The organism is Pseudogracilibacillus sp. SO30301A (assembly GCF_037072025.1).
Classification (GTDB): Bacteria; Bacillota; Bacilli; order Bacillales; family Amphibacillaceae; genus Pseudogracilibacillus.
Window position 1 is genome coordinate 1 of sequence record NZ_JAXHDD010000004.1, and the last position, 12,613, is coordinate 12,613.

Annotated in this window: 14 protein-coding genes and 1 pseudogene; 6 read left to right on the plus strand and 9 right to left on the minus strand. The window is 37.1% G+C overall.

Translation table 11 applies throughout. The features are described from left to right. Nucleotides 1–100: 100 nt before the first annotated feature. The 3 genes from SPD89_RS03460 to SPD89_RS03470 all read right to left on the minus strand — a co-directional run bounded on the left by SPD89_RS03460 (nt 101) and on the right by SPD89_RS03470 (nt 1,962). Nucleotides 101–571 carry a DUF4368 domain-containing protein gene (locus SPD89_RS03460; protein WP_336260568.1) on the minus strand — a complete coding sequence of 157 codons (471 nt, stop codon included), beginning with the start codon at nt 569–571 and terminating at the stop codon, nt 101–103. 455 nt (nt 572–1,026) lie between these two features. Next, entirely contained in the window at nt 1,027–1,239 is a 213-nt protein-coding gene (locus tag SPD89_RS03465; RefSeq protein WP_336260569.1) for a hypothetical protein, read from the minus strand. 453 nt (nt 1,240–1,692) lie between these two features. After that, on the minus strand, nt 1,693–1,962 hold the full coding sequence (locus SPD89_RS03470) for a hypothetical protein (protein ID WP_336260570.1): 270 nt from the start codon (nt 1,960–1,962) through the stop codon (nt 1,693–1,695). A gap of 280 nt (nt 1,963–2,242) precedes the next feature. On the opposite strand from SPD89_RS03470, the gene SPD89_RS03475 reads away from it, so the two are divergent. The 4 genes from SPD89_RS03475 (at nt 2,243) to SPD89_RS03490 (ending at nt 4,118) form a co-directional block, all read left to right on the plus strand. Then, a complete protein-coding gene (locus SPD89_RS03475; protein WP_336260571.1) occupies nt 2,243–2,512 on the plus strand; it encodes a hypothetical protein in 270 nt (89 codons plus the stop codon). Between the two features lie 282 nt (nt 2,513–2,794). Further along, a complete protein-coding gene (locus tag SPD89_RS03480) occupies nt 2,795–3,112 on the plus strand; it encodes a MerR family transcriptional regulator (RefSeq protein ID WP_336260572.1) in 318 nt (105 codons plus the stop codon). Nucleotides 3,113–3,161: 49 nt separating this feature from the next. Further along, nucleotides 3,162–3,323 carry a hypothetical protein gene (locus SPD89_RS03485; protein ID WP_336260573.1) on the plus strand — a complete coding sequence of 54 codons (162 nt, stop codon included), beginning with the start codon at nt 3,162–3,164 and terminating at the stop codon, nt 3,321–3,323. 156 nt (nt 3,324–3,479) lie between these two features. After that, entirely contained in the window at nt 3,480–4,118 is a 639-nt protein-coding gene (locus SPD89_RS03490) for a hypothetical protein (protein ID WP_336260574.1), read from the plus strand. Nucleotides 4,119–4,131: 13 nt separating this feature from the next. Here the strand turns inward: SPD89_RS03490 and SPD89_RS03495 are convergent, their stop codons facing one another. Next, nucleotides 4,132–4,980, minus strand: coding sequence for a DUF4097 family beta strand repeat-containing protein (locus SPD89_RS03495; protein ID WP_336260575.1), 849 nt, complete (start codon nt 4,978–4,980; stop codon nt 4,132–4,134). A 230-nt stretch (nt 4,981–5,210) separates the two neighbouring features. On the opposite strand from SPD89_RS03495, the gene SPD89_RS03500 reads away from it, so the two are divergent. Then, on the plus strand, nt 5,211–5,519 hold the full coding sequence (locus SPD89_RS03500) for a hypothetical protein (RefSeq protein WP_336260576.1): 309 nt from the start codon (nt 5,211–5,213) through the stop codon (nt 5,517–5,519). Between the two features lie 285 nt (nt 5,520–5,804). Continuing rightward, nucleotides 5,805–6,462, plus strand: a pseudogene (locus tag SPD89_RS03505) (transposase); the annotation flags it as partial. 203 nt (nt 6,463–6,665) lie between these two features. Here the strand turns inward: SPD89_RS03505 and SPD89_RS03510 are convergent. From SPD89_RS03510 to SPD89_RS03530, 5 genes are all read right to left on the minus strand, one after another. Next, nucleotides 6,666–8,228: a hypothetical protein gene (locus SPD89_RS03510; RefSeq protein WP_336260577.1), complete on the minus strand. Its 1,563-nt coding sequence runs from the start codon at nt 8,226–8,228 to the stop codon at nt 6,666–6,668. Continuing rightward, entirely contained in the window at nt 8,225–9,112 is an 888-nt protein-coding gene (locus tag SPD89_RS03515; protein ID WP_336260704.1) for an ABC transporter ATP-binding protein, read from the minus strand. The genes SPD89_RS03510 and SPD89_RS03515 overlap by 4 nt, the downstream gene beginning before the upstream one ends. Before the next feature lie 98 nt (nt 9,113–9,210). Further along, nucleotides 9,211–10,281, minus strand: a complete 1,071-nt coding sequence (locus SPD89_RS03520) for a sensor histidine kinase (protein WP_336260578.1) — start codon at nt 10,279–10,281, stop codon at nt 9,211–9,213. Nucleotides 10,282–10,286: 5 nt separating this feature from the next. Then, complete coding sequence (locus SPD89_RS03525; RefSeq protein WP_336260579.1) at nt 10,287–10,994, minus strand: response regulator transcription factor; 708 nt, start codon at nt 10,992–10,994, stop codon at nt 10,287–10,289. A gap of 1,064 nt (nt 10,995–12,058) precedes the next feature. Then, nucleotides 12,059–12,604 (minus strand): dihydrofolate reductase family protein, encoded by a 546-nt coding sequence (locus SPD89_RS03530; protein WP_336260580.1) that lies wholly within the window; start codon nt 12,602–12,604, stop codon nt 12,059–12,061. Nucleotides 12,605–12,613 lie beyond the last annotated feature (9 nt).

A 12,613-nucleotide genomic window follows, 5' to 3' on the forward strand; every position in this document is an offset into this window, starting at 1 on the left:
ATAATATAAACCTCTATCTTCCTTCCTAATAATAAGTGGTGGCAAGCCATTCTCTATCAATGAATAATTCATTACCATTCTTCCAGTTCTACCATTCCCATCAGGCAATACCACATTGAGACCCTGATAGAAATCTATAGTTAATTTCTACTCGTTGCTTTCGTTCTCTACCTATTCCCTCCACTTGATACACATAAATGGAATCAATGAGTTCACAAAGCATAGAACGATTTAATTCAGTAACTGTCTCGTACTTGCGGATAGTCTCCATAAATTTGTTGGTACTTGCTGTTTTCTTTTCTTCGGTATTTACCTTAGATTGCAATTCCTTATACCTTTGAGTTACTTCTTTTTGTTCGGATTCATAGGTCAACGACATCTTGGAAAAGCGTTCATCTGTAACTTTTCCTAATGCATTTTGCTCAAAGAGTTTCATAATGATACGATCAATTTCTTCAATACGCTTTTCCAACGTTACCAGCTCTTGCTTAAATTGATGTATTTTCTTATTTCCACTCATTTCGCTTAGCTCACGCATTTCTTCCACAAACTGATTTCCTAACGCTTCCATGTTCCTTACATGCTTTTGAATATCATTCAGAATAATTTCATATAGTGCTTTATATGACATGGAATGAGTCGTACAAAGGTTAGTGTTTCTTACATACGTTCGACAACGGAATCTAGCTTCTTAGCAAAAGGGGCTCTCTGAAACCGTTTCGTTTTTCGTACCGACAGCCGTACTCAGCAAAAGCAAAAACTGGCACGCTGTCGGCATACAAGTTTAACGGACAAAACCACTTATTTTTCTGTTATATGTAATACCCTCTATTCATTTTACGAATACTGATTTACACAACTAATATAAATCACACTAAGTGAGCCAGCTATTGCTATAGCTCCCCCTCTCGCTCCTGCTTTAACTAGTTTTTTGCACCACTTTTCCATCTTTTACTCAAAATATCATCAATAGCTTGGCTTATTAATGTTGCGCCTGTTATACTTTTCCACTGGCTTTTTACTTTCTTATTTATACAAGTTTATACAAGCTCTTATTTTTGTTACATTTCCAGTAGGGTCTGGGTTGATCATTATACCTACTTCTGTATCGTCATAATCTCCATACACATTTTGAACATCTTCATTCTCAATACTAACATTCGTTGCCGCCGAAGAATTAAGTGGTAGCATGCTAACAAAAAGCGCCAAAACTAAAACAAATACAAAAACTTTTTTCATATTAAATATTCCCCTCCAGTTTATTTTTTAGTTAATTTAAAACTATTATATTATCTAGCATTATACCGACTCGTTCACAATACTACTGTTATAGGATTCTCCAATACAAAAAGGACTACATTTTTTCTTTATAGCATTAACCGTTCACTAATATAATTACATATTCAAAATGAAAAAGACTACCAACCGCGCAAGAAGGTAGCCTTTTTCATGGTGTGTTGCCATCTAATAATTATTGAGGACGTACACCAAACGCCCGAGATGGCTTTCTTTTTTTATTGTATCATAGTTCCTGATAAACAGAATAGCTAAAGTAGCAGACAAAAACACTTAATAATTTACTAGAAAAAAAAGAGCGAATTAAAAGTAAATACAGCACTAGAGAAAAAATATCAAGATACTTCCAGATACAAAAAAATCTTATATTCTAAAAAGTATTTCTATCTTTAAAACTCACCACCAATCATTATTTACTTCTCCTCTTGCTTGTTTTTTTTGTTTATTTTTTCTGTCATAAAAAAACAATAGAACTGATGTAACTAATAAGATTATAGGGTAAATGAAAAGCCAAGAAAACCTAGGGGTCGCTGATAAATATAATATATAAGGTAATGATAAAAAAAAGCTTGTTAACATAAACTGCCAAGAGAATACAAGTAATGAAAGGACTACTCCTATTGTAGAAGCTATTAAGGATGCATAAAAAATAAATGTATATATCATTATTTTCCTCCTTCCGCTATATTATATCTAATATTTCTATTATTCTGTAATTATATGTTGTACAATCAATAATACAAATAATTACAGAAAAGGTGATTAAATGTATAAATTAAAAGTTCTTTTTGGCCCATTATTAATATTGCTAAGCTTAAGTGTATTTGCTCCAACAGGTTTTGCTTCAGAAAAGGTTTTTTTAGACGCCACCAGCACTAGTGTGAAGGAATTCTAAGAAATTTATGTAGAGAAGTTTGTAGATTACGAAGGAGAAGAAGGATATGAAGTGACAATAGAAGATGGAGTAGATGAAGACGGGATAAAGGGTTATTCAATCGTAATTGATATTGAAAAAGGAACCTATGAAACTAGTCAATTAAGTCAAGAAGAGATTATTAGAGATTACCAAGAAGATATGATAGAAAACGATGATGAACCTATTGATGTTGAGGAAGAAAAACTATTTCTTCATGATTACCAAACTAATAATAAATCAGCATCTACAGGTATACTAACTGCATTTGAGGTTAAAGCATTTACTAGAGACCCCCCCTAATGCAAATTTAAACAGAACAACGAATAAATTAACATGGAGAGTAGGCAGTTGTGCCGGATTTGATCTTACTATTTAACAGCAAAAAGCAGTAGGTAAAGAACTTTCATTAGCTTCCCTCATTCAATTTATATCATCATATATTTTTTAAAAAAATATATATTAAACAAATTAGTAATTTTCGACCTAAAAATAGGGATTTTCTTCCCTGTACTTAAATAGGACATCCCCGTTCTCATCAAAAAAGGTTATACTAGTTTGTATACTGAATAACTAATGAACGGGGTGATAAATGCTACGAAAAATGAATTTGGATACTTCTCAAAAGATGTCGCAATTGAGTTAGAAATCACCACATCAACACTAAGAAGATGGTCTATTGAATTAGAAAAAGAAGGCTATAATTTTAATAGAAATGAGAAAGAACAACTCATTTATTATGAACGCGATTTTAAGGCGTTAAGAGAATTAAAAAAATTACTTTCAAACAATGTACCCTTTTCAGACGCTATAAAAGCAATTGCTTCAACGGATTTTGAAAACAAAAACGCTAAACAAACGCCAAGCGTTTATATCAGATACAATACGTTTATCAAAACGTGAACTACAAGAAATTATAAAAAGCGCAATCGAGGAAGAAAGAGAAATAATATTGAATGCCTTCCAGGAGAAATTAAACGATACAATTGAAAAGCTTGATCGGCTATTAACACAACAACAACTAAAAAACTCATTTGAACAAAATAAAAAATTAATTGAATCTACTAAAGAAGAAAAATCAAAATCTTGGTGGCAAAAATTATTTAAAGGTTAAGGTTTTCTTGTCATCCCTTTTATAAATAAATGACATTGCCTTTAAGGCAACTGTATAGAATTTAGACAAATGTTAGAGAAAAAGTTGGTTCTGAAAAATGCCACGACTGGATTCATCTTCGAAATTCTGGACTCCCTCTTTTCGGGATTCCTTGTTATGACTGGCTGGATACTTCTCTTCATTTTTTTGTCTTTACAATGGAACACTACGATTCCGCCAAAGATGTGCCGATTCCGCCAAAGATGTGCCGATTTCAACCAAGGATGTGCCGATTCAACCAAGGATGTGCCGATTTCGCCAAAGATGTGCCGATCCCGCCAAAGATGTGCCGATTTCGCCAAAGATGTGCCGATTCCGCCAAAGATGTGCCGTTTCAACCAAAGATGTGCCGATTCCGCCAAAGATGTGCCGATTCCGCCAAAGATGTGCCGATTCCGCCAAAGATGTGCCGATTTCGTCAAAGATGTGCCGTTTCAACCAAAGATGTGCCGATTTCGTCAAAGATGTGCCGTTTCAACCAAAGATGTGCCGATTTCGTCAAAGATGTGCCGTTTCAACCAAAGATGTGCCGATTCCAACCAAGGATGTGCCGTTTCAACCAAGGATGTGCCGTTTCAACCAAGGATGTGCCGATCCCGACAAAGATGTGCCGTTTTCACCAAAGATGTTGCAGGAACGTTTGCTCATGTAGCTAAATTCATAATTCCGCTGCTCGAAACTACGCCGCTTCGAACCCTTTCTATCCTCATTAAATTAAGTAAAGAATTTTTTGTATATTTATCAATTATCATTTAAGCGACATAAATTCTTATTGAACTAATGAAACATCTCCACTATCAGTAATAATCGAAAGAGTCGGGCTATTCGCTTTAGGCTTTCCAATCGTTCCTTTTAATACGTTTTCATCACCGTTTTCTGATTTGACAACTGAAAAATCAGAATGTATCTCTCCGAAATTCGTTTTAAGATCAAGAGAGAGTCCTTCAGGTTCCCTCGGTAGTTTTATTTTCACATCTCCAAACTTGGCATTGATTTGGTTCTGACCTTTCAGTTCAGCAGTAGGAGAGATATTTACATTTCCCTCATCCGATTTGAGATTAACCGAAGCATCAAGTTGTTGAAGTGTAATATTTCCAAAATTAATGGTACCTTTAATAAGTTCACCATGATACCCATTTAGAACTACATCCCCTTCATCAGCACTGACATTTATTCTTTTGGCTAATAGCTCTTTTTCTGACATGATATCCCCAAAGCTTGTCTTCAGAGTCAATGCTTCATACGTTTTATCTGGGATATACACATTTAATTCAGGAATCAGTTCAGACGAATCATAAGAAATTGGGAATTTTTGATCCTGAGAAAATTTGATGGTTGCCGATTCTCCACTGGTATCAGCTTGAAAGTCGGCAACCAAGTTTTTGCTGACACTTCCCGTTACTTCTGCTTTAATCTTATTTTGATTATGCGTATGAATGTGTATTTCTACCAATTCGCCATCAATTGTAATTTCATTAATCCCTTCAGCATCGAGTGACTTTTTCATATCTATTTTTTCGGACTTATTCCCAAAAAAGTTACCAAAACATCCTGATACCGATACCGAAAATATACCAATGACTACAACAGTTAGAGATATTCTTATAAACCTTTTCATTGTATTATCTCCTCGTATAATATATTTAAAATCAAAAAATGTTCCTTAAAAATTGAATATGTGTTGAAAATTCTTGATTGACTTGATCAGGTTCTCAACTGACTCTCTTTAACGCTCTGAGCCACAGCTTGCTGCTTGCCATTTACTGTAGCGCCCGATTCTTAGTAGGCGATGGAAAGGGTACGGAGCCCCAGCCAGCGAATACTTAGAATCGGTTGTCCGTGTTACCATTGATTGCAGGTGAGCCTCTAGGCTTTATTTTGACCGAGCCTGCGTTCAAAACACAACACGGACAAAAGCAAAGTCAATGGTGGCGGTTAAAAGCACATGAGCCAGCATTTAAATGGTATGCAATATTTACCTACACTCTTTTACAAGATTTCTTGCTTGGATATTGCGTGATGTCCTTAGATAATAAAATTGGAATGGATCCAACTGGGATTATGCCTTTTCCTCCTGCAGTTCAACTACGATTTAAGACTGTGACCCAGACAATTGTTGTACTGCAAACCACACAAGCTGTATCGGTGCATCCCTAAACCAATATTAATAGGTATTGGGTAGCTTTTAGGGGTGTGCCACGGAATACTCATAAGCGAGGCTGTTGTCATACAATTGTTTCTAGGGATATCCCGCAGTATCCAAGCTTATTCCAAAATCAACTGAAAGGAGATCCTTTCCGTGAAATTATTCGTAGGTATTGACGTTAGCTCGAAAAAACTTGATGTATGTTTCCTTGATAGCGAGGATAACCGCTTGAAAGAAACCACATTTCTAAATGATATACAGGGTGCCAAACAGATTATGGAACTGTTTACCGATTCTTTTCATTGGATGATATTGCCAATATGGAGTTGGAAGAACTAGCACTTTTCTTACAAAAGAAGGGTAAAGGTCGATTTAGTGATCCTGAACAATTGGTAAAAAACATTCAAAAAGCAACCCGTGATTCCTATCGTCTAGGAAAAGTAATGCAGGAATCGGTTTTATACTGTCCTGGCGACATATGCTCGATTAATCCAAACTTTAAAAAATCAAATTAAGGAACTGGAAAAAGGAATTAAAGCCTTGTTTGAAATTATACCGGAAGTCCAATGTTTAAAAAGCATTCCAGGCATTGGCGATGTTTATGCAGCAGGCATTACTGTCGAGCTCGCACAAATTGATCGCTTTGATGATCAAACCAAAATAGCCAAGTATGCCGGACTGTATTGGAAGAAATTGCAATCCGGTGAGTTTGAATCGGAACGTACACCACAGGTAAGAACGGGAAATCAGTATCTTCGTTATTACTTAGTTGAAGCTGCCAACTCTGTGCAACGAAATGAACCTGTTTACCGTGAATTTCACCTGAAAAAATACAATGAGGTTCCGGAATACAAGCATAAAAGAGCACTCGTTATGACTGCGAGAAAACTTGTGCGTTTGGTGGATGTGCTGCTACGCAATCACCAACTCTACACGCCAGAAAGGAGCGTATAAATCAAAAGTAAAAAATACTTTTGAATCCTAACAAGAAAACCAAAACAATTATTCCTGTTTTGGCGCGGGTTTAGTTAAGTGCGCTCTTTTTCAAAAAATTACCGGTTTAAATCTTTAGCTTTTATCATTTTTCCCTTGACTTATTACCACAAGTCTTTATTTTGAAATTAACTTGAAAGTGATTTGATCAATTGTTGAGAAAATCATCTGTGAATTTGTCGCTTTCTCCCAATCATTGCCGCTATGGCTAAACCAGCTGTCAATAATAGATAGGCGTAAGTGAGGTGGTTTCCTTGAATTCCCGTAAAGTCCAAATAGGGTGCATTTTGCACTGGTCCCATGATCCACCAAACTACAAATATCGCCTCATAAAGCTTCCGTGTCCCTGCCCATATACCGGCTGCTAATGCTAAAGTGGGAGAAAACAAGACAGCTGTTATCCAAGCGCTTAACCAACCCCAATCACCTCCCACTATCATTTGAACTGTCCCACCACTTGTTATTAGGAACGAAATGAATACTCCTGAAAGCCAGACAGCAAATAATTGCATATAGGGAGGAACATTGGAAAACAACAGTTGCTCCGTTCGATACATTTTTTCTTTCGCTCCTATAGGAGCCAACAATGGGATCAACCATAACCAAATAAAGTATAGAAATATTTTCGTTGAACTTAGTGGAACAAACATGGTAAGCAGTAACAAAATCATCCCTACGCCATACCACCAAATAGGGACATCTCTAAACATAAGCCTCAGTTCAGAACGAACGATGTAATAAAATGAATATTTCCTTACTCCCTCGACTGGTTGTAAATGGATAGCTTCTATTCCTTCAGGCTGATGCCTTATCCGGTCCTGTGCAAGACCAGCATTCGTTTTCCGGGCAGATATTCTATTTTCCAAAGGTAAAAGAGAGTCTCTCTGGAAAATCAGTACCGAGATCAGAAATAAGAAGGTACCAATCAACAACCAAAATAGTCGTGCTGTGACGTGGTCTTTTGTCCATGTAATCCCTGTCCAATCAAAAATTAAAAGAGATTGTGCTGTTTGATATCCGAAATTCATGTTAGTTGCGCTTAATGTAGGAAATTCCTGTTGTACTCCATTTAAAATTTCAATAAAAATGAATTGGGAACCAAAAATATCTATTGTTCCAACCCCTGAAAAACTCAAAGCACTAATCGCTGTCCACATACTGAAAAAAACGATATTGCCAATGACACCTTTCATAAAAGGGATAATATCAAACAAAATCGTAAGTGTAGCCAAAACACATAGTGAGGGAAGAACGATCCATACATAAGGTAAAAGGTAATCACTTAACACAAATTGTGTTTCTTCCCACCGAATATACTGCATAGCAATAAAAGCCAACTCTAATACACCGGCCATGACAGCAAGCGTTAAAAAGTTACTGATCATTTTTGAAAGCAAATAATGGAAGTTGTTCATCGGACTGGATGCCAAAATCGAACCGACACCTCGCTCTCTGTCTTCGGAAATCTTACCCCTTAAAAGGTAAAAACCAAAAGGCCAAAGAAACAGGGAGCTACTAAGTGCCGCAACAGCACCTATCCATGCAGAATTGTAAATGCTGCGTGCCTCACCCACATACATGGTTTGGTAACCTGCATCAGCAGGAGGGACAAGGAAATACCCAAGAGTAATTACTATTCCAAGCATGATGAGGAATCCATAAGTTCTCGTTATTCGGATAAGATTATAATGGGTAGTTGTCATACAACGATTGATGACACTAATCATTCCTCGTCCCCTCCGTTCTCGGTTCTCACGGAGATATAGTAAAGATAGGCATCTTCTAACGTTGGTGCGATCATTTCCGCATCGGGGAACGGGCGACGATTAGAAATGATTCGCACATGCATGCCATCACTACGTTGAAATGCCCGGCTGACCACATGGGATTGTTGAAGTTCTGGCAGTTTCCTGCTTGGAACCGTGCACTCCCATACTTTTCCCTCCATTTCAACGAGAAGATCCTCAGGTAGAGTATGTTGCAACAATCTGCCTTCAGACATAATAGCAATTTGAGAAGCAAGGGATTCAATGTCAGACACGATATGTGTGGACAGGATAATAATTCGCCCAGATGCCATATTCGCTAGGAGGTTGCGGAATCGAATACGTTCTTCGGGATCAAGGCCGACAGTCGGTTCATCGACAATGAGAACTTTGGGATCATTCAAAAGGGCCTGCGCGATACCAACACGCTGTTTCATACCTCCCGAATAACCACCTATCTTCCGTTTGGCGTCCTGAGCAAGGTTCAACGCTTCCAGAAGATCTTGAATGCGTAGTTTTGCTAACTTCATAGGCAAGCCTTTAACAGCAGCCATATATTCTAAAAATTCAATCGCATTCAAATTCGGGTAAACCCCAAAGTCTTGAGGTAAATAACCAAGGTTCTTTCTTAATTCTTTGGGATTATTTACAATGTTAATTCCATCTAGAGTAACCTTACCTTCCGTTGGGTGCATTAATGTGGCAAGAATTTTCATAAGTGTAGATTTTCCCGCACCATTGGGTCCAAGTAAACCTAGGACACCCGAGCCCAAACGCAAGCTAAAATCACCCAGTGCCTGCTTACTCCCGTATTTTTTACTTACTTGATCAATCAACAGTTCCATTACAATCATTCTCTCCTTCCACTCAATTACATATGTGGCTTTAAGAGTATTGTAATCAATGAAAGTAAAATCTAGGTAAACAGCAAGCAAAATCGATATTATTTCGGCAGTGGCATCAAAATTTGCATTGTGGTTCCTTCATTAACACGGCTATTTACGTAGATGTGTCCATTATGGGCAGAAATTAACTGTTGAGCAACAGCCATTCCTAGACCGGTTCCTTCCGATATTGCATCTGTAGATGTCCCCCGATAATATTTTTGAAATAAATGTTCAACTGTTTCCTCGTCCATTCCTTTTCCGTTATCCTCGATGGTGATTTTGACATCTGTAAATTTTTGAAGAGTTACCCGGATTCGTGTCCCTTTAGGATTATGAGTAACCGAATTGACCAGTAAATTTCGAAGAGCCCGTTGAAAAAGTATGGAATCCATACGCATATTAAGATGAGAATCAACCGTTTCAAGAGAAAGGTGATAGCCATTTGCCCACGGGGCACTGGCTACATCGGCAACTGTACGGCGAACAAGTTCAACCACATCCGTGTTTTCCATTTTCAAAGGAAAGTTTGACCCTTCCAGTCGGAATGACAAATTTAAATCTTGAATGAGTTCATTCATATGTTCAGATTTTCCTTGGATTTCCAACAAGAATTCCTTTTGCTTTTCTTCACTCCATTGAAACCGGCTAGTCAATAGCATTGTTGAATACCCTGTGATGTAGGTGAGTGGGGTTTTTAAGTCATGAGAAACGCCGGCCATCCATTCTTTTCTCATTCGATCCATCTTTTCCCGTTCTCTGTGGTTGTTTTCTAAAGTTTGTGTTAAGGTCTCCAGGTGATCGATCAGTTCTTTATATACTCGATAAGAGCCCTTTAATTTATGCGTTTTCTGGGAGTAGATTTCATTGCGTTGAACAGGTGGATGATAGTCACCGTTGGCTAAATGATGAATCCATCGAATCATATAGTATACAGGTTTTCCTACGTACCACCCATAAGCAATAAGAGATATGAAATACATAGAACCTAAAATCACGAGAGGCGTAACACCCTTTTCCATCATTTCCGGCAAAAGTATACTTACTGCTGCAAGAACGACACTAGTAAAAATAAACATTAACACAAAAGTCATAATTAAATAAACCACGATACGAAACATTACTTTCATAGTCATCAACCTTTACATGGAGGAACGAATTTATAGCCGATCCCTCTAATATTAACAAGAATACAAGAATTGGAGGGGTTCTTCTCGATCTTTTTTCGAAGTTTAGAGATATGAATGACCACTGTTTTTTCGTCACCTTGAAGCGGGGATCCCCAAACCTGTTCATATAATTGTTGAGCCGTATAAATTCGATTCGGACGCTCACATAAAAAAACAAGAAGTTCAAACTCTTTAGCCGTGCAATGTGTATCAATGCCATTCACAATCAATTGTCCCGCGCTTTTATGAACTGCAAAAATACCAAAATCGAGAATTTCCTCCTGCCTTATATTGGAGGACTTAATCAAGTTCTGTCTCCGAAGTTGGGCTCGTATTCTTGCTGCCACCTCAAGAGGATTAAATGGTTTGGTGATATAATCATCACCACCGATTCCAAGCCCCATTAATATGTCAAGATCTCCCGTGCGTGCTGTTAAAAACAAGATTGGCACCGAGGTTATTTTTCTAATTTGTTGGCACAACTCAAATCCATCTATATCCGGCAGCATAACATCAAGAACAATTAAATCAAAAGCCACAGTCTCAACCAAATTTAAGGCTTCATTCCCGGATGATGCCGTTGAGATTTGAGTATAGCCCTCCTGATGCAAAAGATTTTTCAGCATCTTCAATATTCCTTTTTCATCATCTACTAATAATAACTTTTCATCCAAAACATGCTCCTCCTTCGACAAGGCGGATTCGACCTTAGTCGGTGTAGAAAAGTCTGCACCAGAGATTTCTCCATACACCCATACATAGCCAGTTTATAACTATCTGGTAATGCAGAATGCAGAAGCTCAAGTTTAAATAAACTTTCTCGTTTGTCTTCCACACGATAATCCTATTACCCTTTTTAATTAGCTTTACGAACCTTCATAAATCCAGCAACAATATTCCAAATTAAGCTATCCACAATAGTGCCCTTAATGGACAATGTTTCTTATTATAATATTAATATACCAAATTGCATTCCCTAGTTACACGGATTTCTGTGTACATATAACAAATTCATTTTAAAATTACTCCCAAACACTAGAACTAAAATTATGCTTACATCATTTCCAATATTAATAAATCTCGATATGGTTCTATCATGCATTTCCTCTCCCTTCGCAACTGCAAAGGTGGGAGATGATTTCCCCTTTCATAACCTTCAACAAGAATGTTTATGAAATGCCAATATATAAACAAAATTTTTATAAAATATTTATAGGACACAAAAAAACCCAACTAAAATAAGTAGGGTATGACGATCAATATAGGTATAAGATATTTAATATTGTGTATGAATAAATAACAGTAAAATAATTTCATAACACTTTAATTTTATTGTCTTGCCAAGCTGTATCTAATTAACCAAAATAATACGCAATTTCGGTTATTTTCAACGGTGACTTTAATATATACCGTTATGTCACGTAAGGGTCAAGGCATTTATAGCATTTAAAATGAATAAAGGAGGGCAATCCAATTTCAGGATTATCACATATATCTAAAGAGAAATTCTTTTCGATTTCTCAATATAAAATGAGAGTAAATGAGCGTACCTTATTCAATAATGCCAGCTAATAAGAGGTCAAACTTTTATGCGACATGACAACCAGCCTTCTTTGTGGGAAGGCTGATTAACCATTACAGACATAACCCTTTGTTAACAACGCCTAAGTAGTCTAAAGCATCGAATAACATAATAGATGTTAGCTTTGATCATTTTCTTGTGCTATTTCAACATCCCTTACATTGGTTGATATATCTGAAGGATCGCTCCTTTTTCATATGCTTTTGTGCTTAACAGTTTTAGGTTGATCGCATCGGGCAAGTCTTTAAATAAAGGAACTCCATTTCCAAACACAATAGGATTAACAATTAATCGATATTCATCAATAAGACCTAACCTTGAAAGGGATTGCGCAAACCTCCCACCTCCATGTGCCATGATATCCTTGCCTGGTTGTTGTTTCAAATGATAAATTTCTTCAGCTATATCACCTTCCACCACCTGTGAATTATTCCAATTGGTTTCCTTTAGTGTTTTGGAGAATATAACTTTGGGTATTTCGTTCATAGGAGGGGCTAATTTAGCAGTCGAAAATGGCCAATGCTCTGCCATTTCGTGATAAGTCACCCTTCCCATAATATGGATTCCCACTTGCCAAAACTGATTGACAGTATCCATTTCCAACTCTTCATCAAAACTGCGAAAGACCCAGTCATGCGCACCACTTGCTGGCGCGACAAATCCATCAAGAGAGATGTTCATTCTTAAAACTACTTTTCTCATATGCTGTTA

Coding starts and splice junctions, on each gene's coding strand:
- SPD89_RS03470 (WP_336260570.1), bottom strand. CDS start 1,962: ATGATATATACATTTATTTTTTATGCATCCTTAATAGCTTCTACAATA.
- SPD89_RS03460 (WP_336260568.1), bottom strand. CDS start 571: ATGGAAGCGTTAGGAAATCAGTTTGTGGAAGAAATGCGTGAGCTAAGC.
- SPD89_RS03520 (WP_336260578.1), bottom strand. CDS start 10,281: ATGAAAGTAATGTTTCGTATCGTGGTTTATTTAATTATGACTTTTGTG.
- SPD89_RS03495 (WP_336260575.1), bottom strand. CDS start 4,980: ATGAAAAGGTTTATAAGAATATCTCTAACTGTTGTAGTCATTGGTATA.
- SPD89_RS03490 (WP_336260574.1), top strand. CDS start 3,480: ATGACTGGCTGGATACTTCTCTTCATTTTTTTGTCTTTACAATGGAAC.
- SPD89_RS03515 (WP_336260704.1), bottom strand. CDS start 9,112: ATGGAACTGTTGATTGATCAAGTAAGTAAAAAATACGGGAGTAAGCAG.
- SPD89_RS03510 (WP_336260577.1), bottom strand. CDS start 8,228: ATGATTAGTGTCATCAATCGTTGTATGACAACTACCCATTATAATCTT.
- SPD89_RS03465 (WP_336260569.1), bottom strand. CDS start 1,239: ATGAAAAAAGTTTTTGTATTTGTTTTAGTTTTGGCGCTTTTTGTTAGC.
- SPD89_RS03530 (WP_336260580.1), bottom strand. CDS start 12,604: ATGAGAAAAGTAGTTTTAAGAATGAACATCTCTCTTGATGGATTTGTC.